Annotated in this window: 17 protein-coding genes; 9 read left to right on the forward strand and 8 right to left on the reverse strand. The window is 61.7% G+C overall.

The features are described 5' to 3' along the window. Positions 1–32: 32 nt before the first annotated feature. Complete coding sequence (locus tag L861_RS11835; protein ID WP_144063020.1) at positions 33–938, reverse strand: PHP domain-containing protein; 906 nt, start codon at positions 936–938, stop codon at positions 33–35. 123 nt (positions 939–1,061) lie between these two features. Here L861_RS11835 and L861_RS11840 point away from each other — a divergent pair, with 123 nt between their 5' ends. Both L861_RS11840 and mnmC read left to right on the forward strand, forming a co-directional pair. Then, positions 1,062–1,361 carry a YciI family protein gene (locus L861_RS11840; protein ID WP_016416206.1) on the forward strand — a complete coding sequence of 100 codons (300 nt, stop codon included), beginning with the start codon at positions 1,062–1,064 and terminating at the stop codon, positions 1,359–1,361. A 364-nt stretch (positions 1,362–1,725) separates the two neighbouring features. Beyond that, positions 1,726–3,750, forward strand: coding sequence for a bifunctional tRNA (5-methylaminomethyl-2-thiouridine)(34)-methyltransferase MnmC2/FAD-dependent 5-carboxymethylaminomethyl-2-thiouridine(34) oxidoreductase MnmC1 (gene mnmC / locus L861_RS11845; RefSeq protein WP_016416207.1), 2,025 nt, complete (start codon positions 1,726–1,728; stop codon positions 3,748–3,750). A gap of 175 nt (positions 3,751–3,925) precedes the next feature. Here the strand turns inward: mnmC and L861_RS11850 are convergent, their stop codons facing one another. After that, the gene (locus L861_RS11850) at positions 3,926–4,648 is read right to left on the reverse strand and encodes a response regulator (protein WP_016416208.1); all 723 of its coding nucleotides are present in this window, start codon (positions 4,646–4,648) and stop codon (positions 3,926–3,928) included. Then, on the reverse strand, positions 4,645–6,291 hold the full coding sequence (gene dcuS / locus L861_RS11855) for a DcuS/MalK family sensor histidine kinase (protein WP_035568351.1): 1,647 nt from the start codon (positions 6,289–6,291) through the stop codon (positions 4,645–4,647). The genes L861_RS11850 and dcuS overlap by 4 nt, the downstream gene beginning before the upstream one ends. A gap of 242 nt (positions 6,292–6,533) precedes the next feature. Here dcuS and L861_RS11860 point away from each other — a divergent pair, with 242 nt between their 5' ends. From L861_RS11860 to L861_RS11880, 5 genes are all read left to right on the forward strand, one after another. Next, on the forward strand, positions 6,534–7,838 hold the full coding sequence (locus tag L861_RS11860; RefSeq protein WP_016416210.1) for a 2-hydroxycarboxylate transporter family protein: 1,305 nt from the start codon (positions 6,534–6,536) through the stop codon (positions 7,836–7,838). 142 nt (positions 7,839–7,980) lie between these two features. Next, entirely contained in the window at positions 7,981–8,616 is a 636-nt protein-coding gene (locus L861_RS11865; RefSeq protein WP_016416211.1) for a TetR/AcrR family transcriptional regulator, read from the forward strand. After that, positions 8,606–9,580, forward strand: coding sequence for an HlyD family secretion protein (locus L861_RS11870; protein ID WP_016416212.1), 975 nt, complete (start codon positions 8,606–8,608; stop codon positions 9,578–9,580). Before L861_RS11865 ends, L861_RS11870 begins: the two co-directional genes overlap by 11 nt. After that, entirely contained in the window at positions 9,564–10,520 is a 957-nt protein-coding gene (locus L861_RS11875; protein WP_016416213.1) for an ABC transporter ATP-binding protein, read from the forward strand. Before L861_RS11870 ends, L861_RS11875 begins: the two co-directional genes overlap by 17 nt. After that, complete coding sequence (locus L861_RS11880; protein WP_016416214.1) at positions 10,517–11,608, forward strand: ABC transporter permease; 1,092 nt, start codon at positions 10,517–10,519, stop codon at positions 11,606–11,608. Before L861_RS11875 ends, L861_RS11880 begins: the two co-directional genes overlap by 4 nt. Before the next feature lie 86 nt (positions 11,609–11,694). Here L861_RS11880 and L861_RS11885 read toward each other — a convergent pair whose 3' ends face one another. Beyond that, entirely contained in the window at positions 11,695–12,633 is a 939-nt protein-coding gene (locus tag L861_RS11885) for a LysR family transcriptional regulator (RefSeq protein ID WP_016416215.1), read from the reverse strand. A 98-nt stretch (positions 12,634–12,731) separates the two neighbouring features. On the opposite strand from L861_RS11885, the gene L861_RS11890 reads away from it, so the two are divergent. After that, positions 12,732–13,835, forward strand: coding sequence for a TauD/TfdA family dioxygenase (locus L861_RS11890; protein WP_016416216.1), 1,104 nt, complete (start codon positions 12,732–12,734; stop codon positions 13,833–13,835). Between the two features lie 34 nt (positions 13,836–13,869). Further along, positions 13,870–14,472, forward strand: coding sequence for an HD domain-containing protein (locus L861_RS11895; protein WP_016416217.1), 603 nt, complete (start codon positions 13,870–13,872; stop codon positions 14,470–14,472). A 27-nt stretch (positions 14,473–14,499) separates the two neighbouring features. Here L861_RS11895 and L861_RS11900 read toward each other — a convergent pair whose 3' ends face one another. From L861_RS11900 to smc, 4 genes are all read right to left on the reverse strand, one after another. Beyond that, a complete protein-coding gene (locus tag L861_RS11900; protein WP_016416218.1) occupies positions 14,500–14,766 on the reverse strand; it encodes a YheU family protein in 267 nt (88 codons plus the stop codon). Then, entirely contained in the window at positions 14,763–16,808 is a 2,046-nt protein-coding gene (ligA, locus tag L861_RS11905; RefSeq protein WP_016416219.1) for an NAD-dependent DNA ligase LigA, read from the reverse strand. The genes L861_RS11900 and ligA overlap by 4 nt, the downstream gene beginning before the upstream one ends. 155 nt (positions 16,809–16,963) lie before the next feature. After that, on the reverse strand, positions 16,964–18,583 hold the full coding sequence (zipA, locus tag L861_RS11910) for a cell division protein ZipA (RefSeq protein WP_016416220.1): 1,620 nt from the start codon (positions 18,581–18,583) through the stop codon (positions 16,964–16,966). Positions 18,584–18,781: 198 nt separating this feature from the next. Beyond that, complete coding sequence (gene smc, locus L861_RS11915; protein ID WP_016416222.1) at positions 18,782–22,282, reverse strand: chromosome segregation protein SMC; 3,501 nt, start codon at positions 22,280–22,282, stop codon at positions 18,782–18,784. Position 22,283 lies beyond the last annotated feature (1 nt).

Below are 22,283 nucleotides of genomic sequence, written 5' to 3' on the forward strand. Positions count from 1 at the left end.
ATTAGCCCTGCCATTACTTCGTATCAGCCAGCCTAGTCTAGGCTGGCTGCAAATGTGACCATCCGAGGGTGCGTCCACACCGGTGCCACCGCGGTGCGCGGTATGGGGCTCATGGTACCTGGTGCCAAGGGGCCACCCGGAAAGTGGAAATCGCTACCCAACGAACCGTATAGGCCCCGCTCATCGAGTTGACGCGCCAGATCACGCGTCACATCAGGATTCTGGAACCCACTGACCAGTTCGGCGGCCTCACCACCGGCTTCACGGAAGGCATCGAGCAGCAGGCCCCGCTTGCGCCGGGTCATACCATAGCGCAGTGGATGCGCCAATACGGCGACGCCACCCGACGCGACAATCCATTCCACCACCTCGGAAAGGTATGGCCAATGCGCCTTGACGTCGCCAGGCTTTCCACTCCCCAGATGCTTCTTGAAAGCCGTGGCGATGTCCGGCACCAAGCCGGCAGCCACCATCGCCCGCGCGAAATCCGGTCGCCCCAACGGGCGCAGTTCCCCAGCTTGCTCTCGCGCTCGAGTCAGCGCATCCGCCAACCCTAGCTTTTCGAGACGCGCGGCGATATCTTCGGCACGCGCCTCGCGAGCACGTGCCTGGAACTCAAGTCCCGAAGCCAACGAGCCCCGGACTCCCACCGGTAGCAAGCCTACCACATGGATATTGACGCCCCGCCACTGTGACGACAGCTCCGTAGCCGGCAGTAGACGGATACCCAGCGCTGCGGCGGCCTTTGCTGCGGCCTCGACACCGGCCACGGTGTCATGATCGGTGAGCGCCATGCAATTCACCCCCTTCCGGTGACAAAGCGCCACCAACTCGTCAGGCGACAAAGCGCCATCAGAGGCCGTGGAATGCATGTGAAAGTCGATTCCCTGGCTCTCGGCCAGGCTGGCGGGCAATGCAGAAGGTGCGGTCATTGGCATGACGCCGGCAAGCGTCTTTGTCAGAATAGGTTCACCATGGTGCGTGACCCACGCCTAACGGTCAATCCCGGGCCGGCGAGGCTCCACCCCATGGGTCTCATCATCACGCGAGGAAGCTTTACGATGCTCTATGCGATCATCAGCGAAGATGTAAAGAACAGCCTGGAAAGACGGATGGCCGCACGTCCCGATCACTTGGCACGCTTGGAGAAGCTACGCGACGAGGGCCGCTTGGTCCTGGCCGGCCCACACCCGGCCATCGATGCCGAAAACCCGGGTGAGGCCGGTTTCAGCGGCAGCCTGGTGGTCGCCGAATTCGACGACCTGAACAGTGCCCAGGCATGGGCCGATGCCGACCCCTTCGTGATTGCCGGTGTTTACGCAAAGGTGACGGTGAAGCCGTTCAAGAAAGTCCTTCCCTGACAGTTAGGAGCGAAGCTTCGTCTGAAAAGTCGCCAAGTGTAAGTATTTTTCAGATGGAGCTTAGGGAAGCACTGAAGAAATCGACGAACGGCATCAAGCGCAAGGCGCCCGGAGCACAAGAACCGGAGCCTATGGGGTTATAGGTGAGGATCTGCCGGTCCGACGCTTCGGCACCGCGCAACGCAGCGATTGAGGCGTGCAGGCATTTATTCAGTGTTTCTCTTGTTTTCCACAGGCGGTTTTACACACCCTCTGTGGAAAACTCTGTTGAAAGAGCGCGGACGCCTTGCGCCAGGCGTGATTACCTGGCGCTTTGTGCTCGTCGGCCATTTTTTGACCAGTTCTTGATCCATCGGAGACCCCTTTGGCAGCCTCGCCCGAACGCCCCGCTCAGTTACCGGAACTGACCGCCCTGCCTCAAGCCCATCTCGACTGGCGCCGGGACGATACCGATCTGGAAGCGCCTCACTCCACGGCCTTCGATGATGTCTACTTCTCGCGTCACGATGGCCGTGCCGAGACCAAGCACGTGTTCATCGAGGCCAACGATCTCCCACGGCGTTTCGCCGACTGGCAAGCGTCACGCCCCTTCGTGATCGGTGAGACCGGCTTCGGCACTGGGCTAAACATGCTCTGTGCGTGGTCTTGTTTCGATCGGCATGCCCCCCCTTCGGCCCGACTGCACCTGGTATCGACTGAGATGTTTCCGCTGACCCAGGAGGATCTGGTGCGGGCACTTGCCATCTGGCCGGATCTCATCGCTCGGGCTCAGCGCCTGATCGAGCAGTGGCCCGAGCCCATAACGGGCGTACATCGCCTGTGGCTCGACGAGCGGGTAACGTTAGACCTGCACTTCGGTGACAGCGCCGAACGCCTGGCCCATCTCGACGGACGCGTGGATGCCTGGTTCCTGGATGGCTTCGCGCCAGCCAAGAATCCTGACATGTGGCAGCCGGCGCTGTTCGAGGCCATGGCAAGGATTAGCCGCCCGGGAACGACCTTCGCCACCTTTACCTGCGCCGGAACGGTCAAGCGCGGGCTCAAGGCCGCTGGCTTCACTTGGCGCAAGGTGTCCGGTTACGGGCGTAAGCGCGAAATGCTCGCCGGGGAGATCACCACACCTCTGGAAGACGATACGCGCCGAAGCACGCCCTGGTTCATTCCTCCCGCTCCTCGCCCGACGCGGCACGTGGCGGTGATCGGTGCCGGCCTGGCCGGTACCAGCGTAGCCGCCGCCTTGGCACGACGCGGTATCCGGGTAACGCTGCTCGACCGCCAAGGCCCTGGCGTCGGTGCCTCGGGCAATCGTCAAGGCACGCTCTACGTCAAGCTGGCGGTGCAACCCAACCTGCACAGCCGGCTCTATCTGGCCGGGCTACTGCATAGCCGGCGCTGGTTGGCAACGCTCGATCCCGAGCGTCGACTATGGCAAGACTGCGGTGTGCTGCAACTGGCCATGAGCGATAAGGAAGCCACCCGTCAGGCGCGTTTTCTCGGCCATCATCGGCTCCCCAAGCGTGTGGTCGAAGGAGTGGATGCCAAAGGTGCCAGCCAGCGCGCCGGAATCGCGCTGGATCATGGCGGACTCGATTATCCCCAGGCAGGTTGGGTGCGACCCGCCGTGCTCTGCGAACGGCTTGCCACTACCCCTGGCATTCATTTGCGTCAGGCTGAGGTCGTGGCGCTGGAAGCCAAGCAAACGGGTTGGTCGCTGCAGTTGAAAGAAGGTGAGACGCTCTCGGCCGATCAGGTGGTGATCGCCACGGCCGAACTCGCCAACCGTTTCGTCCAGACAGCAGCGTTGCCACTACAGCCGATCCGCGGCCAAGTCTCGACACTGCCCATGCCACCGGGCATACCCAAGCTTCAACGCGTCATCTGTGCCGGCGGCTATGTCCCTCCGGTGCTTGACGGCGAGCTCACCTTCGGCGCCACCTTTACACCCCACGATACCGCTACCGAGATGCGAGAAGCCGACCATGCTGACAACCTGGAAGAACTGGAACGTACGCTACCCGGGTTCGTGCAGGCCCTGCGCCAGGCCGGGGCCGAACTCGATCCTGCCAAGCTAGGTGGGCGCGCTGCCGTGCGAGCCGCCAGCCCCGACAAGACCCCCTATGCCGGCCCGGTACCCGATGCCAAACGCTGGCAAGCCGACTACGCGAGCCTGGCCAAGGACGCCAAACGCATTCCACCCACCCCAGGCACTCATCACCCGGGGCTGTGGATCAGTGCCGCGCATGGTTCTCGGGGGCTGGCCAGCGCTCCGTTATGCGCGGAGCTGATCGCCTCACGGATCTGCGATGAGCCGCTGCCACTGGAGCGCGAGTTGGCCGATCACCTGCACCCGGGGCGGCGGATCATCAGCGAGCTGATCCGTGGGAATTAGAACTCCTTTCAGAACCACATCAATGAAGTGGGCTGTTCCGGGGGCAAGCCTTCGCGAAGGCGCTGTGAACCCTTCCGTGGGCGCTACATTTGCCATCCATGGCAAATGACCTTCGCTGCGACCTGCCCTCGGCGCCCATCACCCAGAAGAGTTGGGAAAAAAGCTCTTAGCAACGTCATTCGCTTAGCTCGGCCAAGCCCTCTCGATCCAGGCAACGGTAGCTGAAGGAGGGGCGGCCCACTTGGCCATAGTGGAACGATTCCTCGAGAAGCCCCTCCTGGGCCAGGAACTTGAGATACTTGCGTAACGAGACTCGCGACATGCCAGTGGCTGGCACTAACGTCTCAGTGGAGAAGCCGTCATTGTCGAGCGCCAGGATCGCCGCGACCACTTGGGCCAGTGTTGGTGCCGTCAGCCCCTTGGGCAGGCCATCCGGGCGCCGTGGCACTTCCCCGGAAGGGGGCTTGAACAATCGGTCCAGGTCGCGTTGGGCAACTCTTTCGGGCAGACGTTCCAGCGAGCGACGTGCCGTCACGCAAGCCTGCACGGCATCGCGAAAGCGTTCGAACTCGAAGGGCTTGACCAGGAAGTCGCGCACGCCAAGCTGGTGAGCGGTGCGAACCGTTTCTACCTCCGAGGCGGCGGTGATCAGAATCACGTCGACATCACGGCCTTGGCGTCGCAGCCAACGCACGACCTCGAGACCACTGCGTTCACGCAGGTAGACATCCAGCAGCACCAGGTCCACTGGCTGTCTATCGAGCACTTCCAGTGCCGACGGCACGTCCAGGCACTGTGCCGCCAGGGTCACATCGTCCAGGCGATTGAGATATTCGAGGTTGAAACGCATGACCATGGGATCATCCTCGACGATCAGCACACGTACCGGGTCCGTCATGCCTCCTCCTGTCGCCGTGGTGTCGCTCCGGATGCATACGGCAAGGTGACTTCCACCAAGGTCCCGCGTCCTGCTTCACTGTATAGTGCAAGACTGCCGCCGTGGACTTCGAGGCGCTCCCGCACCAGGGCCAACCCCAGCCCCCGGTGTTCTCCCTTGGTGGAAACGCCATGTTCGAAGACGCGCGTTTGCCAAGCGTCGGGAATACCCGGCCCAGTATCCTGCACGTCCAGTGTCAGCAAGTCTTCCTCGAGACCCAACGTCAGGGATACTTCGCGGATTTCGCACGTGCTCAATGCCTCGAAGGCATTTTCCAGCAAGTTGCCAATGACCGTGATCAGGGTGTGGCGCATGGCGGGATCCACCGGAGCCGGCACCGCCGTTTCCACCCGAACGTCGAGGCGGATACCTCGTTCCCGAGCCTCGCTGCCCTTACCAAGCAGAAAGCCGGCCAACACCGGATCCTGGAGCGATTCATTCCAGACTGGTGTAGGCGTCAGGTGAAGTTCGGCCAACTCGTGGAGGTAGCGTTGCAGGGCTTCGAGGTCAGCCATTTTCACCAACCCGAGAATGACGTGCAGCTTATTCTTGAACTCATGGGTCGAAGCGCGCAACGCCTCGGCATAACGTTGCACACCGGTGAGTTCTTCAGCCAAGCGATCGACCTCGCTCTTGTCGCGAAAGGTGGCCACCGCGCCAATCACCCTGCCCTCGTGACGTATCGGCACACGATTGGCCAACAGCAGTTGGCCGTTGATCAGCACTTCCTGGTCCAAGGCGGAACGCCCGCTAGCCAGGACTTCGAGCATTCCCGAGTGTGGGATATAGCGAGTCACCGACTGCCCCAGGGGAGGCTCGCCGAGTCCCGCACGACCGAGCAAAGTCTTCGCCGCCTCGTTGGCGAGGGTAATTCTACCCATGTCATCCACTGCCAGGATGCCCTCATGAACCGATGCCAGCAGCGCCTGCCGTTCCTTCACCAGTCGGGCAATCTGGTAGGGTTCCAGGCCCAACAGCACATGTTTGATATAGCGGGCTAGCCACCACGCTCCCAAGCCAGCCGCCAGCATCAGCGCCAACACACCGAGCATCACCTGCTGGCGATGCTCCTCCAGAGAGGGCAGCAACGACGCCAGGGTTACCCCCACCGAGACAGCCCCGATGACCTCGCCTTCCACATCGTGGACGGGAGAAAAGCCACGGATGCTAACCCCCAGAGTGCCCCGGGAGCGCGAAGCATAATGCTCGCCGGCTAGTGCCGGCCCCTCATCTCCCCCCCGGAAGTGAAGACCAATCTGTTGGGGGTCGGGATGGGTCAGGCGTATCGCATCGGGCGTCATCACCACGATGAAGTCAACGCCAAGCTCACGCCGCAACCCGTCGATCTCCTCCTGCAACGCGGCACGCTGGGCGGACAGTCCACTGTCCCCCACCTCTTCATCACCGGCAGCCAGAGCGGTTCTGACACTGTCCTTGCCCGCCACGACTCTCGCCAGATCGGTCATGCGGGTCGACTCGGCCTGTTCGATGGTGGTGCGCAATTGGCTGACGAACAGCCACAGGGCAACCCCCAACGACAGCATCACCATAGCGGCCACCAGCAGTGAGATCAGCAAATTGAGGGGCAAACGGCGGGACGTCACGGGCAATGCTCTCGACTCCACATAGCGGGGTAATCTTCGACCTTGGTGGCATTCACGACGTTGAAGAGGTGTGCCTTTAGGCCACGTGAAGCTTTCAATAATTTCAAAATGCTTTGTTAACTTTGCAAAGCTTGGCGTGCGTGGCTCGCCGCCTATCCTCCACTTTCAGGCCATCCCGGCCTCCCGAACGATGCACACACCACAGCCCCTCAAGAATACAACAGACAGCGAGGAGGACACGCATGAGCCACGCGACCGATTCCATCACTTCCGTGACCAGCGGTGGGCACAGCCTGCCGCGCATCGCCGGTATTCCACTACCGGCCTTTGCCATCCTGACGCTGGTCTTGCTGACCGCCGTCTACACCGACACCCTACCCTCCGGGATGATTGGTGGGCTATTGATCATGATGGTGCTGGGCGAGCTACTCGGCTTCATTGGCGACCGCCTGCCCATCGTGCGCACCTACCTGGGTGGCGGTGCCATCCTGGCGATTTTCGGTGCCGCGGCCCTGATGTACTTCCCGGTATTACCGGCCAGTATCGGCGAAAACATCACCACCTTCATGAAGGGTGGGGATTTCCTCAACTTCTACATCGCCGCCTTGATCACCGGCAGCATCCTGGGCATGGACCCCAAGGCCCTGGTACAGATCGGTACCCGCTACTTCGTCCCGATCATCGGAGCGGTCATCGGTGCCGTGATATTGGCCGCGGCGATCGGCGCCGTAGTTGGCTTCACCCTGGAAGATGCCGTGTTGGTCATCACACTGCCGATCCTCGGCGGTGGCATGGGCGCCGGTGCCGTACCCATGAGCCAAATCTACGAGCAGTTGCTCGGACAACCGGCCAGCTACTACATCTCGCTGCTGGTCCCGGCGCTGGCGTTGGGCAATGTGTTCGCCATCGTCTTCGCCAGCCTGCTGGCCAAGCTCGGCGAGCGCTACCCCAACCTGACCGGTAATGGCCAGATCATGCCCGGTGTGAAACTCGAAGAAACAGAACAGAAACTGAGTCTCGCCTCCATGGGCACCGGGGTGATGGTGGCATTGGGTTTTTATGTCGCCGGCCAGATCCTCGGCCAGTTGGTTCCGCTGCACCCCTATGCGCTGATGATCATCCTGGTGGCCGTATTCAAGATCAGTGGCCTGGTGCCCCAGTCGCTGTCGGATGCCGCCACTCAGTGGTATGGCTTCGTGGCCCGCAACTGGACCTTTGCCCTGCTGTTTGGCATCGGTGTGGCCTATACCGACTTGGGTACCGTTATTGATGCGCTATCTCCCGCTTATGTGCTGATCGTCTTCGCCGTGGTCGCCGGCGCCACCCTGGGAGCAGGACTGGTAGGCAAGCTGGTAGGTTTCTACCCCATCGAAGCGGCGATCACCGCCGGGCTGTGCATGGCCAATATGGGCGGCACCGGGGACGTGGCGGTGCTCTCTGCGGCACGCCGCATGCAGCTGATGCCCTTCGCACAGATTTCGTCACGTCTGGGAGGCGCATTGATCCTGCTGATTTCAGGACTCGGCATTCCACTGCTGTTCGGTTGATTCTAGTCTGCGAGCGCCGGGGCCTACCCAATGCGGTAGGTCCCGGCGTTTTTTCTTTTCTTGAAATTAATTAAACAGTGATTTAAATCTTAAGATAGAAGGTTCCCAAAGCCAGCCCTCGATGCAGGGCGAAGGAGGGAAAATGCGTCGTCCGGGCCGCCCCAGTGGCGATAGGCGCGATCAGCGCGAACGTTTGCTCGATGCCGCCCTCTTCCACTACGCCAACCACGGTGTAACCGCAGCCAGCCTGCGTGGCATTGCGGAAACGGCGGGCGTGACACCGGCGATGGTCAGTTATTATTTCGGTGGCAAGGCAGCGTTGCTCAATGCGGTGGTCGAAGAACGTCTGCTGCCTGTGGTCGCCGAGCTTCGCCGCCATCTCGATACCCTCGGCGACGATGCCGGCGCCCTGGCAAAAGGCTTCGTCAGTGGCATGCATGCTACCGTCGAACGGCATCCATGGTTGCCAAGCCTGTGGGTTCGTGAGGTGCTCAGTGAAGACGGCACCCTGCGCGAGTTGCTGGTCACCCATATCGCGGAGCAAATCCCGAGACGCTTGGCCAAGTCCTTCGCACGGGCCCAACGTCACGGGCACCTCAACCCCGAACTCGATCCTCGCCTGCTGATGGTCTCGCTGATCGGCCTGACCCTGTTCCCGCTGGCGGCCGCACCGCTATGGCACCGCATATTCGATAGTGAGGACCTCGATAGCGCCGCACTCGAACGCCATACCCTGGCCCTACTGGCGCGAGGCCTGGAGACCGATCATGTTCCTTGAACGTCGGCACCGACCAATCTGGCTGCTGCTGGTGCTGCTGGCCATGGCGGGTTGCAACGACTCACCCCCGACATTGCCAGGGACGCTGGAGTGGGACCGTATCGCATTGCCCGCCGAGGTTTCGGAACCGGTATTACGCTGGTCGGTCACCGAAGGCGAAAACGTGAATGCCGGCGACATATTGCTCGAACTCGATGGCCGCCGCCAGGAAGCCCGCCTCGACCAGACGCGCGGTGAGCTTGCTGGTGCCGAGGCACGGTTGGCCGAGCTGACCCATGGCCCCCGAGAAGAGACCATCGACGCCGCCCGTGCCGACCTCGCCCGCGCCCAATCCGCTTATGAGCAGGCCGTGCGCGACTATCGCCGCACCGCCGAACTGCGGCAACAGAATGCGACCTCTCAGGCAGCCTTCGAACAAGCTCGTGCCAATCGCGATCAACGCCGTGCCGCAGTCGCCACCTTGGAAGCGCAACTGCGCGAGCTCACTCGTGGCGAACGCCCTGAACGCATTGCCCAGGCCGCCGCCGACGTGGCTGCCGCAAGAGCCCGGTTACAGGAATTGCAAATCGAGCGCGAACGACTGATCGTGCGAGCACCGCGTGACGGGAAAGTCGATGCCTTGCCCTTCCATCCCGGCGATCAGCCGGCAGCCGGGGCAACCTTGGTCAGCCTGTTGGTGGGCGAGGCGCCCTATGCGCGGCTATTCGTGCCCGCTCCCCAGCGCACGGCGTTATCCCCAGGCGATCAACTGCAAGTCCGGGTCGAAGGTGTCGAGACGCCTTTCACCGCGACCTTGGAAAGCATCAGCAGCGAACCTGCCTTCACCCCCTACTATGCGCTGGTGGGAGACGATGCCAACCGCCTGGTGTACCGAGCCGAGGCCAGGCTCGAGGGCGAAGCGGCCCGCCGACTACCTGCGGGCTTGCCCATCAGCGTGGAGCTGGACAATGGCCAGCATCGATGATTCCGCTACAGTGATTCGGGTGCGAGGCCTAAGCAAACGCTTCGGTACCACGGTCGCGGTCGATGCACTCGATCTGGATGTACGCCCACGCGAGGTGTACGGCTTCCTCGGCCCTAACGGTTCGGGTAAGTCCACTACCCTGCGCATGCTGTGTGGCCTGCTACATCCCAGCAGCGGCGAGATCGAGGTGCTCGGTCATCATCTGCCAAAAGACGCCGAAGGCCTCAAGCGACATCTCGGCTACATGACACAGAGCTTTTCACTCTACCGCGACCTTAGCGTCAACGAAAATCTGACTTTTCTTGCCGCTGTGCACGGTTTGCCGCGCAAACGAGCCCACCAGCGTATCGAAGAATTGCTTAACCGCTATTGGCTGGCGGAATTGCGCCACCAACTCGCCGGGACCCTGAGTGGAGGCCAAAAGCAGCGCCTGGCTCTGGCCGGTGCCGTGCTGCACGAACCCGACCTGCTGTTGCTCGACGAGCCCACCAGCGCGGTCGATCCACAGTCGCGGCGCGAATTCTGGGAGTCGTTGTTCGAACTCGCTGACGCCGGCACCACCATCCTGGTCTCCACCCATTACATGGACGAAGCGGAACGCTGTACCCGGCTGGCCATTCTTGATCGTGGACGCCTGGTTGCCGATGACAGCCCACAGCGACTCATGGAAGCCTTGCCCGGCCGGCCGCTGCTGGTGGAGTGCGACAGGCCACGCCAGGCCCAGCAGGTGCTGGAGGGTCAGCCGGGAGTGATCGCCCTGGCCCAGATCGGTGCTGCGCTGAGAATGCTGGTCGAAGATGTGGAGTATGAGAACCCCCTAAGCGAACGGCTGAGGACGGCCGGTATCGAGGCACGACTGGTATCCGGCACCGCTAACCTGGAGGACGTCTTCGTTGCCGCCACCCGACAGCCGAGGCAATCAGCGGGGGAGGCATCATGAAGCTGCAACGCCTGCTGGCCATCGTGCTCAAGGAGTTGCGTCAGTTACGCCGCGACCGCCTGACCTTCGCCATGATCGTCGGCATTCCGGTGATGCAGTTGGTGCTGTTCGGCTATGCCATCAATCTGGACGTACGCCAACTCGATGCCGCGGTACTGGACCAGGCCGATACCGCTCGTTCCCGAGAACTGGTAGCACAAATCGAAGCCACACAGGTACTCACCCTGCGCTATCGAGTGTCGACACCCCAAGAGGTGAACGACCTGATGCGACGCGGCAAGATCAGTGTGGCGTTGATACTTCCGACAGACTTCGAGGCACGCCTGGAACGTGGCGACCGCCCAGCGCTGCAGTTGGTGGTCGATGGCTCCGACCAAGTAGTGCAAGCCGCCGCACGCCAGCTCGCCCGCTTTCCTGTCCCCGATGCCGCGGGCTGGACACAGCAGGTCACACCGATCGAGGTCGTGAACTTCTACAACCCCGAACGCCGTGCCCCGATCAATACCGTTCCCGGCCTGATCGGGGTAATCCTGACCATGACCATGGTGCTGTTCACTGCCATCGCCCTGGTTCGCGAACGAGAAAATGGCAACCTAGAGATGTTGATCGCCACCCCGGTGTCACCCTGGGAACTGACGCTCGGTAAGGTGCTGCCGTTCGTTGGTATCGGCCTGGTTCAAGTCACAGTGGTATTGCTGCTTGGGAAATGGCTGTTCGCGGTACCGGTACGCGGCTCACTGCTCGAACTCTACTTGGCCGCGCTGGTCTTCATTCTTGCCAGCCTGTCGCTGGGTATCTTCCTGTCGACTTTGGCACGCAGCCAGTTCCAGGCCATGCAGTTGGCATTCTTTACCTTCCTGCCGCAGATCCTGCTATCGGGCTTCATGTTCCCCTTCGCCGGTATGCCCAAGGTGGCCCAGTGGCTGGCCGAACTGCTGCCATTGACCCATTTCCTGCGCTTGGTGCGCGGCATCATGCTGCGCGACGCCAGCCTGTTCGAGCTGTGGCCGGCATTGGCGGCATTGGGGATATTCACGCTGGTGATGCTGAGTGTGGCGGTAATGCGCACCCACAAGCGGCTGGACTAGGCTTTATCCGAAGAGTGCCTGCGCTCGTCGACTTTTCAGGTAAAGCCTAAAGAACCGCTGGCATCTTCTGGCACCCACCAGGCAAGTCATTGTCGGGACGTCATGTCGGGAACGGGGGATGGCAACGAGAGCTCGGCATCCAGCCAGTCGACGATGCGCCTGAGCAGGATGTTGTTGGCGTGGCGCGTCTCGACCGCATAGCCGTGACTTTCACGGGTCACCATAGGATTCAGCGCCATCAGCCGTCCCTCACGCAGCAGGTCACTGACCAGCGGCAACCAACCCAGTGCGATGCCTTTCCCAGCCTCAGCGGCACCGATCAGCAAGGGATAGTTATTGTAGGTGAACAGCCGACCGGGATCGACATAGGCATGGCCGGCCAACAAGCTCCAGCATCGCCAGTCCATCCAGCGTGGATTGCGCCGATCCATGTGCAGCAACGGCAGGGACGACCACACCGAGGGCGGGGTATCAGCGCTTAGGCCATGGCGCTCGGCAAAGCTCGGACTGCATACAGGAAAGACGCGCTCGGGATAGAAGCGGTCGACGCCCTGGGCGCGTTCGTCGAACCGGATGCTGATGTCGGCGACCCGGACGGACGGTTCATCGCGCCGATCCGCAGCGACGACTTCGAACTCAGCCCCCTCGACAACCTCCTCCAGGCACGCAAGACGCGGCAGCAGCCAAAGATGCGCGAAGCCGAAGTCGGCCGCAATCAGCACCCGAGGATGGGGGGAGGCGGCACGGCTGCGTAGCGCCTCGATGGACCCCTCGATGGTCTTCAGGGAGGGGGCGATCTCGTCATAGAAGCGAAGCCCTTCCCGGGTCGGCCGCAGCCCGCCGCCCCTGCGCTCGAAGAGAACCTGCCCCACCGCCTCTTCCAGGCCGCGGATACGCTGCGAGATCGCCGGTTGAGTGGTGGATAGCGCCCTGGCGGCCGCAGAGAGCGAGCCGAGACGCAGCGCCGCCTCGAAGGCCACCAACGCTTTGAGGGTCGGCAACTCCTCCCTGGGTCGTTCAGCCATAAGGCAACTCTATAGCTCGCATAAGGTGCGCCCTCCTTCCCGTCGTCGCCGCCATCCCTAGACTGGTTATCGTTCATTGTCCCGGAGCGAGAGCCAGTATGATGTCGAACCCTCAGTTCCAAGTCCAGGCGCATCCCCCCGGCGTCTTCGTGGTCGACACCGGGCAGCGAACCGAGCTGCCCGCCCTGTGGCTGCGCGAGCGATGCCAGGAAGCCACGAGCCTCGATGCGGTGACCCAGCAGCGCCTGTTCAACCCTCACGATCTCGAGGAGGACCTGCGGCTGATCGCCGCCGAGGCCCTGGGCGAGCAGCGCGCCCGGTTGTCGTTCAGCGACGGGCATACCGGAGTCTACGACTTGACGCGCCTGGCCGCCGAGTTCGATCCCGACGACTGCCTGCCCAGGCCGCTCCCCTGGGATGCCAACATCGACCGCGAGGCCTTCACCTTCGACTGGGAGCAGATGTCGGATCGTGGCTGTTTCCGGGACTCCCTCGAGGCCTATCTGCGCTACGGCGTGATCATCCTCGAGAAGGTACCGACGGATGGCGGCACCCTGGTCGAGGTCGGCGAGACCTATGGGCATGTGCGCTCGACCAACTTCGGCCAGTACTTCGAGGTCTTCTCCCGCCCCAAATCCAACGATCTGGCCTATCGGGCGGTGCCCCTGGCTCCTCATACCGACAATCCCTATCGCAACCCGGTGCCTGGCATCCAACTTCTGCATTGCCTGGTCAACGAGACGTCCGGCGGACTCTCCACCCTGGTCGACAGTCTCTTCGCCGCCGAGCAACTGCGCACCGAGGATCCCGAAGGCTACTGCCTGCTAGCCACCATCCCGGTGCGCTTCCGTTTCGTCGATGATGACGTGGAACTCATCGAGCGTCGCCCCATGATCCACATGGATGCAACGGGTCGCCTGACGGGAGTGCACTACAGCCCTCGGCTAGATGCCCTGCCGCTGATGGACGAGGCGACGACCCGCCGTTTCCATCGAGCCCGTCGCCGCCTCGGCGAGCTGTTCTCGCATCCCGATCATCGCCTGGCCTTCCCGCTGCGGGCCGGCGAGCTGATGATGTTCGACAACAATCGCGTGCTGCATGGTCGCACGGCCTATGACCCGAACGAGGGCCTGCGCCACCTTCAGGGCTGCTACATCGACCGTGACGGGCCCACCGGGCGTTACCGCGCCCTGTGCCGCTGAGCCCTGAATACCACGTACAAAATGAGGTCCCACCATGTCCACCGACGACACCCCGCAAGTGAGCTTCACCCGCATGAAGGATGGCACCCGAGAGGACTATCTGCTGCTCGGACGGCTCGAGGAGGCCTACATTGAGGGATTGCCCGAGCGTATCCTCGCCGCCCTGCGGGGGCTGGAAAACACCCTGAGCGGGTATCGAGTCTCGCGTCTCGAGCATGTGCTGCAGTCTGCTAGCCGCGCCGAGGACGGTGGCGAGGACGAGGAGATGATCGTCGCGGCCCTGGTCCACGACCTCGGCGACGACCTGGCGCCGCATAACCACTCCCAGTACGCCGCCTCGATCATCCGCCCCTATGTCAGTGCCCGAGTGACCTGGGTGATCGAGCACCACGGCCTCTTCCAGAACTACTATTACATCCACCACTTCGGCGGGGATCCGCTGGAGCGCGAGCGCTATCGGGATCACCCTTGGTATCAGGACTGCGTGGACTTCTGCGAGCGCTGGGATCAGGCGTCCTTCGACCCTGACTATCCCACCCGGCCCCTCGAGCATTTCGTGCCGATGGTCCGGCGCATCTTCTCCCGTCCGCCCTTCGATCCCGCGATCATCGGCGAAACACCCGATGATCGGGCTTGATCGAGCCGGGCCAGCCTGTAGCCAAGTCTACCCTTCCTCGTCGTCGGCGAGGTCTCGGCCGAAGGCACGCCACTGGGTCAGTGTCATGACTTCGGTGGTTTCGGTTTCGAGATCATGGGCGATGACCAGTTCGCCGCGCTCGAGCTGGCGCTTGAGTTGGCCGACCCAGCCGCGCATGCCGTCGCCGGTGTCGGTGGTATCGTAACCTTGGCGGGTAACGAAGGCCTCAAGCAGGGCATCCAGGGTCTCGCCCGGCAGCATGCGGTGGGGAACCTCGACGAAACGACCGCTCATGTCGCCTCCTCCCCCTTCTCCCAGGCATTCAATCGGCTCAGGAACTCGTCCTCGTCGAGCACCGGCACCTTCAACTCTTCGGCCTTGGTCAGCTTGCTGCCGGCGCCAGGGCCAGCCACTACGCCAGCGGTCTTCTTCGATACGCTGCCAGCGACCTTGGCACCCAATGCCTGCAGACGCGCCTTGCCCTCATCACGGGTCATGGACTCCAACGTACCAGTGAGTACCCAGGTCTGACCTGTCAGCGGTTGAGGCCGTTCGCCGACTTCCGCCTCTTCCCAATCCACGCCCAATTCTCTCAGCTCGGCAATGGTGTCGAGATTATGTTGCTGTTGGAAGAAGGTATGGATATGACGAGCGACCACCGGCCCAACGTCCTCCACCGCCTCGAGCGCTTCCCTATTGGCCTGCATCAGGGTTTCCAGGGTGCCGAAGTGCTGTGCCAGGGTATTGGCCGTGGCCTCGCCCACTTCTCGAATTCCCAACGCATAGATGAAGCGCGGCAACGTGGTGTGCTTGGCCTTCTCCAATGCCTCGATCAGATTTTCGGACGACTTCTTGCCCATGCGTGGCAGCTCGGCTAGCCGCTCCGCTTTCAGGCGAAACAAGTCAGCCGGGGTCTGGACCCATTCGCGCTCGATCAACTGGTCGATGAGCTTTTCACCCAAGCCATCGATATCCAGGGCGCGCCGGCTGGCGACATGCTTGAGCGCTTCCTTGCGTTGGGCCGGACAGTACAGGCCACCGGAACAGCGTGCCACGGCCTCGCCTTCCAGACGCTCGATCTGCGAATCGCAGACCGGACAGCGCTCGGGAAAGACGATTTCCCTGGCATCCGAGGGTCGCTCCTCCTTCAAGACCCGAACGACTTGGGGAATCACGTCGCCGGCGCGTCGAATATTTACCCTATCGCCGATCATGACCCCCAGACGGGCGATCTCGTCCTGATTATGCAGGGTGGCGTTGGAAACCGTGACGCCTCCCACCGCGACCGGCTCCAGCCGTGCCACGGGCGTGATGGCACCGGTACGCCCGACCTGGAACTCGACGTCCCTGACCCAGGTGCTCTGCTCCTGGGCGGGAAACTTGTAGGCAACTGCCCAACGTGGTGCCCGGGCCACGAAACCCAATTCACGTTGCAGGCGAAGATTGTCAACCTTGATCACTACGCCGTCGATATCGTAGCCAAGATCATCCCGCTGCTCGCCCAGTTCGCGGCAATAGTCGAGCAATCCCTGGCTGCCACGTACCACCTTGAGGTGAGTACTGGTGCGAAAACCGTGCTTACGCAGTCGTGCCATCAATTCACTGTGAGTTCGCGCCCCGGGGTCGGGCTCGATACGCGCTGCCTGGTAAGCGCTGAACTCCAGTGGCCGAGTGGCGGTAATCTTGGGATCGAGCTGACGCAGACTACCGGCGGCAGCATTGCGAGGATTGGCGAAAATCTTGCCACCTTCTTCCCGCGCCTTGTCATTGAGTTTCTCGAAGCCCTGATGACTCATGATCACCTCGCCACGCACTTCGAGCAGTGTCGGATGATCTTTGCCTCGCAATTTGAGAGGAATCGAGCGCAGGGTGCGAAGGTTACTAGTGATTCCCTCGCCGGTACGGCCATCACCCCTCGTGGCACCACTGGTCAGTATGCCTTGTTCATAGACCAGCGAGACCGCTGCACCGTCGAGCTTTGGCTCGCAACAGAAGTCGAGCTTGTCACCATCACGCTCCAGACGTTCGCCTACTCGCTTGACGAAGGCTCTGACCTCCTCTTCGTCGAAAGCATTGTCCAGCGACAGCATGGGCACGACATGTTGGATCTCGGGAAAGCCCTCGGCGGGTGCCGCGCCCACCCGCTGGGTGGGGGAGTCGGGCGTCACCAGCTCAGGATACGTCTCTTCGAGTTCCTGCAGACGACGCAACTTGCGGTCGTAATCAGCATCGGTCAGTTTCGGATCGTCGAGAACGTAGTACCGATAATTGGCGTCATCGAGTTCGGCACGTAATCGCGCCACTTCTTCGCGTGTCTGGGAATCGGGTTGACTCATACGATCCTGTCCCGGTCGGAGAAAGCTGTAAGCTGTAAGCTGTAAGCTGTAAACGAGTAATTTTTGATATTTATCTGGAATAAAACAACCCCGTGATCTCTCACGGGGTTGTTGTTACCTCTTCAAACTTACAGCTTATAGCTTTCCGCTTACAGCTAATTCGCTTGGTAGCGATGCAGCCGGTGGCGCCGTTCGAATTCCTGGACGCGCTGACGGGCGAATTCCACCGTCTGAGCCGTCATCACGCTGCGGTTCTCATCCTTCAGCTCGCCACCCAGATGACGCACCACTACCATCGCTGTCTCGACCATGGCCTCGAAAGCCGCGGCGGTATCGCTAGCACCGGGTAGCGGCATCAGCAGGGTGATACCCGGCGTGGTGAAGTCGTCCATGGTCTCGAGCGGGAAGGTTCCCGGCTTAAGGACATTGACCATTGAGAACTGCAATTCGCTGAGCAGATCTTCGGTCTCGAAGCGATGGAAGATGCCCATTTCGCTACTGTAACGCAGGCCACAGGCCATCATCAGGTCGAGCAGTGCCGCCCCGGAGAAGCCCTCTTCGTCGCGAGACATCACGCTGATGACGATGACTTCCTCGGCATGGCTCAGGGTGTCTCGCGCATGCTCGGCGCTGACGTCATGGCGTAGTACCCTCTCGACCACTGGATGTGGTGTGACCACACCTTCCTGTAGCACGTCTTCCTCCCCGGCTTCGACTGCTTCGGTGGGGATCTCTTCACGATATTCCCGATCCGTCGCAACGGAGTCAGTCGCCGGCCGGCGAGGTGGCGTGAACAGGGGATCGTCGTAATCGTCCTCGACCATGGAACGCTCTTTCTCGCGTTGGAGCTTTTCCGCTTCGCGCGCTTCGCGTTCCGCCTTTTCCTGCTGCCGACGGCTGGCTTCGCGTGCCTTGCGCTCGGCCTTTTCCTGTTCGCGCTTGAGCTTATCCTTCTTGCGTTGTGCCTTGCGTTCGGCAAGGTTCTTCTGCAATGAGGCACCGAACCGTTGCATGGAGGCCCCCATTTTGACTGATCCGGACTTCAGCGAGTCGGTCATTCCATCCAGGTCAACAAGACGATAACGCTCGGCATCGTGGTAGTCGTCATGATCCTCAGGATCGGCCGACAGACCTGCGACTTCCGCATTCGCTTCTCGTTGCGTCGGCTCGTCATCGGTCAATGCCGACAACGTGGGCTCGCTACGTTCAGTATGCCGTGACTCACCAGCTTCAGGGGCCGATTCACTCGATTCGGCTTTGGATACCGGCTCGGCACTCGCAGCCGCCGGCCGCTCGTCGTGCGCTTCTTCGGCCGGAGGCATCGTGGAAGTCGAGCGACGCGCATCGCTTTCGGCGTGGCTCGCCTTTACTCGGCTCTTGCCCGAAGCGGTGGCGGGAGATGGCTGCGACTGGGAATGACCCGGAGACGCAACATCGTCCGATGCCTCTTCTTGTCCTTGATGGCGCCAACTGGCCAATACTTTGGACGGCCCGGGATGCTCCTGCCGCTGCAACTTGGGTTTGGACTCGACCTTTTGATAGGACGCGGGTTTGACGACACGCGCCCCTCCATTGGGTAATTCCCAGTTGATTTCGGCTTCACGAGCTGCCTGCTCGGGATCCGCCACTTCCCCCTTACTGGAGCTGGTCGTATCGTTATCGACCTGGTCCAGCCGGGGCACTCGACGCTGACGTTGTAGGCGACGAACACCATCGATCACGATGATGGTCACCAGAGCCAGCCCCAGGATGATCAGCCACTCTCTTAGTTCCATGGGTCGTCTTGCCTGTTTGCTAAGGCGCCATGCCTGAATAAGTCGTTCGACACCAGCATAGCGCGATTACCAAAAAAAGGGCCACTTTTTTTGAATGTCAAGTTTTCACTTGGCCCTAGCGCAACCACCCTTCTATTGTCCCTGATCTGCATTGGTATCCTTCCTTGGTAACCCCTTTAATGATTTCGTGCAAGTCGTTCAGGCCTCCGCGAGCACTGCCGCTTCTTCGATCCCCACCGACACGAGGCGTGAAACTCCCGGTTCCTGCATGGTCACCCCCATCAAACGTTCCGCTGCCTCCATGGCAATCTTGTTGTGGGTGATATAGATGAATTGCACCGTTTCCGACATTTCTTTCACCAATTTAGCGTAACGACCCACATTGGCATCATCGAGCGGAGCATCGACTTCATCGAGCATACAGAACGGTGCCGGATTGAGTTGGAAGATCGCGAATACTAGTGACAACGCGGTAAGGGCTTTTTCTCCCCCCGAGAGCAAATGAATGGTGCTGTTCTTCTTGCCAGGGGGACGCGCCATGATTGCCACCCCCGTTTCCAGCAAATCCTCGCCGGTCAGTGTCAACCATGCGGTTCCCCCTCCGAAAACCTTGGGGAAAAGTGCCTGCAGGCCGGCATCGACCTGATCGAAGGTCTGCTTGAAACGGGTGCGTGTTTCCTGATCGATCTTGCGGATTGCGCGGTCGAGAGTCTCCAACGCTTCACTCAACTCGGCGTGTTGGGCCTCCAGATAGTCACGCCGTTCGGCCTGCTGGTCGTACTCTTCGATGGCCGCGAGGTTGATCGCCCCGAGGCGCCGAACCTTGTCGGCAAGCCCTTCGAGGCGATTCTGCCAGGCTGATTCCGTGGCGTTGGGATCGAGGCTCTCAGCCAATTGGTTGGCATCATGGCCCAGCTCATCGAGCTGTTGCTGATGGACATCGGCCTTGAGCGCCAAGGCTTGGACCTGCATTCGTCCCTCCTGCAGGCGCTCGCGAATCGCCTCCAGGTTGCGTTCGTGGCCCTGGCGTGCCAGTTCCTCATTGCGCAACTGCTCGGCGAGCCCGGCTGCCTGGTCACGACAGGCATTCAGCGCTTGCTCCTCCTGGGCACGCCGATGCAACAGTTCGTCGAGCCGTTCGCGCTCCTCTTCCTCGGGTTCGCGAAGCATCTCGCGCTGTTCCTCTAGCTCGGCGCACTTCTCTTCGAGCCGTTCGCGCGACTGCTCGACACGCCCTTGCTGTTGCGCCAACCCTTCACGTTCAGTCGTCAGCCGCTGGTGCTCCAGTGCCAGACGCTGTGCCTGATCGGCCAGCGGTCGCTGACGACTGCGCAGACTGACGAGACGTTCCTGGGCGCTGTGCCGCTCGCGCTCCAAGGTTTCGCGCTGGATACTACTGTCTTCAAGGGTAGCCATTGCGGCTTGCCAGCGATCGCGCGCGACTTCCAGTTCCAGGGCCCGCTCCTCGTGTTGCGCCTCGAGACGTTCGAGTTCTTCATCGAGTTCTCGAGCACGAGTATCGAGATGCTCCAGGCGCGTGGCCAGATTGGCTTCCTGTAAGGCGAGTTGCTGACGCTGTTGATCCTGATCGCGTTCCTCGCGGCGACATTGCTCGAGCGCTGCTTCGAGCTCCTGACCGCGGGCCTTGGCAGCTTCCAGACGCTCGTCGTGCTGGACCAGCTGCGTTTCGATACGATCCAGTTCCAGCGCCACTTCGTCACGCCGTCGCCGGCTGGCAAGCAGGCTGTCGGCTGCCTCGGCCGCGCCACGACGGCGCGCCCAACCACGCCCCAGCCACAGGCCATCGGGCGTGATCACACTCTCGCCTGGGGCCAGCTCAGCTTGCATGCTCCAAGCATCGCTCTGGGAGTCGACACAGCGGATACCGGCAAGTAGTGCGGCGGCGCCTCCGGCCCCCTTGACCCGCGCTGCAAGGGAGTCGTGCCGGGGCTCCGGCAAGGTGATATCACTCTCGACCAGAGGCAGCTCGCCGGCCACCAGTACTGCCAATACACCATGTGAGGTATCGAGTGCGGTGATTCGTGCGTTGAGCCAGGGCGATAACACCCAGGAAACGACATCCTCCCAACCCGTTTCGACCACCAACCGCTCCCCCAACCGTGGCGCCGCTTGCAGATCATGGTCAGCCAGGTGCGCTTCCAAGGCTTCATCGCTGTCGGCCAATCCTGCTTGAATCAAGGCGTCCAGCGAAGCCAGTTCGCCCTGTAGCGAGCTACGCGCTTGACGATCTTCTTCACGTGCTTGCTCGAGGGCAGTCTGCTGCTCTTGAACGGATTGGCGCTGCTCCTGCAACGATTCACGGCGAGCCTCGAGTGTCTCTCGAGCCAATTCGGCTTCGGCCAACCGCTCGGCAAGTTCGCCACGTTGCTCACGAAGCTCGCTGACATCCGGCAACTCTTGCCTCTGCTGGCGGCGGCGCTCGATGTCTTCACTGAGCGATTCCAGAGCCTGCTCAAAACCCTTTACTTGATCCTGAGCGCGTTCAGCTTCGTGGTTCGCCTGCCGTAACGCGTCGTTGAAGGCGGCCCAATGTTCGGCACTGTCGGCGTCAGCCGCCTCGGCTTCCTCAAGCGCCTCCTCGAGTTGAGCCAGGCTCTCATCGACCTCTTCGCGTTCCGGCCCCAAGGTCTCGAGGCGATCGTCGAGGGCTTGCAGACGCTCGCTGTCCGCTTCACCAAGCTGATCCAGTTCGGCCAGTTCGCGCCGCGCGCTTTCCAGATCTCTTGCCAGTTGCGCTTCACGCGCCTTGACATGCTCCAGGCTCTGCTCGAGGCGCGCAATCTCGGCAGTAGTGTCGTAGAAACGCCGCTGATGCCCGTCGAGCTGTTCGGCCAGCCGGTCATGTTCGATGCGGGCTTCTTCGAGGCGTGTCTCGCACTGTCGCTGACCGAGGATCTCACGCTCGACCTGAGTTTCCAGTTCACGCACCCGACTTTCCTGTTCGTCCTGTTGGGCACGCAGGCCACGGCCACGCAACAGCGCCAGTTCGCCCTTGAGCCGGTATTCCTCCTGCTTGAGAGCCTGATAGCGCTTGGCCGCCTCGGCCTGGCGTTTGAGCCGTTCGAGTTGCTTGTCCAGCTCTTCGCGAATGTCGTCGAGACGCTCGAGGTTCTCTTGGGTGCGGCGCATGCGATTCTCGGTTTCGCGGCGCCGCTCCTTGTACTTGGAGATCCCGGCAGCCTCTTCGAGAGTGGAGCGCAATTCCTCGGGACGCGCCTCGATCAGCCGCGAAATCATGCCCTGGCCGATGAGGGCATAGGAACGCGGTCCCAAACCGGTGCCGAGGAACAGATCGGCAATATCGCGACGCCGGCACTTCTGGCCGTTGAAGAAATACGTCGACTGGCTGTCGCGGGTGACCTGGCGCTTGACGGCGATCTCGGCATATTGAGCGTAGGGACCGCCCATGCTGCCGTCGCGGTTGTCGAACAACAGCTCGATCGACGCCTGCCCCACCGGCTTGCGCCCGGTAGAGCCATTGAAGATGACGTCGGTCATCGATTCGCCACGCAAGGTCTTGGCCGAGGATTCACCCATCACCCAGCGTACGGCATCGATGACGTTGGATTTGCCGCAGCCATTGGGCCCGACGATAGCGGTCATGTTGCCATCGAAGGGAACCGTCACCGGGTCGACGAAGGACTTGAAGCCGGCCAGCTTGATTGACTTGAGACGCACG

The organism is Litchfieldella anticariensis FP35 = DSM 16096 (genome assembly GCF_000409775.1).
GTDB lineage: Bacteria > Pseudomonadota > Gammaproteobacteria > Pseudomonadales > Halomonadaceae > Litchfieldella > Litchfieldella anticariensis.

Bases quoted from the DNA above. Each gene is read 5' to 3' on its own strand.
- L861_RS11865 (WP_016416211.1), top strand. From the start codon at position 7,981: ATGCGTCGTCCGGGCCGCCCCAGTGGCGATAGGCGCGATCAGCGCGAA.
- L861_RS11870 (WP_016416212.1), top strand. From the start codon at position 8,606: ATGTTCCTTGAACGTCGGCACCGACCAATCTGGCTGCTGCTGGTGCTG.
- L861_RS11890 (WP_016416216.1), top strand. From the start codon at position 12,732: ATGATGTCGAACCCTCAGTTCCAAGTCCAGGCGCATCCCCCCGGCGTC.
- zipA (WP_016416220.1), bottom strand. From the start codon at position 18,583: ATGGAACTAAGAGAGTGGCTGATCATCCTGGGGCTGGCTCTGGTGACC.
- L861_RS11880 (WP_016416214.1), top strand. From the start codon at position 10,517: ATGAAGCTGCAACGCCTGCTGGCCATCGTGCTCAAGGAGTTGCGTCAG.
- L861_RS11900 (WP_016416218.1), bottom strand. From the start codon at position 14,766: ATGAGCGGTCGTTTCGTCGAGGTTCCCCACCGCATGCTGCCGGGCGAG.
- L861_RS11835 (WP_144063020.1), bottom strand. From the start codon at position 938: ATGCCAATGACCGCACCTTCTGCATTGCCCGCCAGCCTGGCCGAGAGC.
- L861_RS11860 (WP_016416210.1), top strand. From the start codon at position 6,534: ATGAGCCACGCGACCGATTCCATCACTTCCGTGACCAGCGGTGGGCAC.
- L861_RS11850 (WP_016416208.1), bottom strand. From the start codon at position 4,648: ATGACGGACCCGGTACGTGTGCTGATCGTCGAGGATGATCCCATGGTC.
- L861_RS11840 (WP_016416206.1), top strand. From the start codon at position 1,062: ATGCTCTATGCGATCATCAGCGAAGATGTAAAGAACAGCCTGGAAAGA.
- L861_RS11895 (WP_016416217.1), top strand. From the start codon at position 13,870: ATGTCCACCGACGACACCCCGCAAGTGAGCTTCACCCGCATGAAGGAT.
- L861_RS11885 (WP_016416215.1), bottom strand. From the start codon at position 12,633: ATGGCTGAACGACCCAGGGAGGAGTTGCCGACCCTCAAAGCGTTGGTG.
- ligA (WP_016416219.1), bottom strand. From the start codon at position 16,808: ATGAGTCAACCCGATTCCCAGACACGCGAAGAAGTGGCGCGATTACGT.
- L861_RS11875 (WP_016416213.1), top strand. From the start codon at position 9,564: ATGGCCAGCATCGATGATTCCGCTACAGTGATTCGGGTGCGAGGCCTA.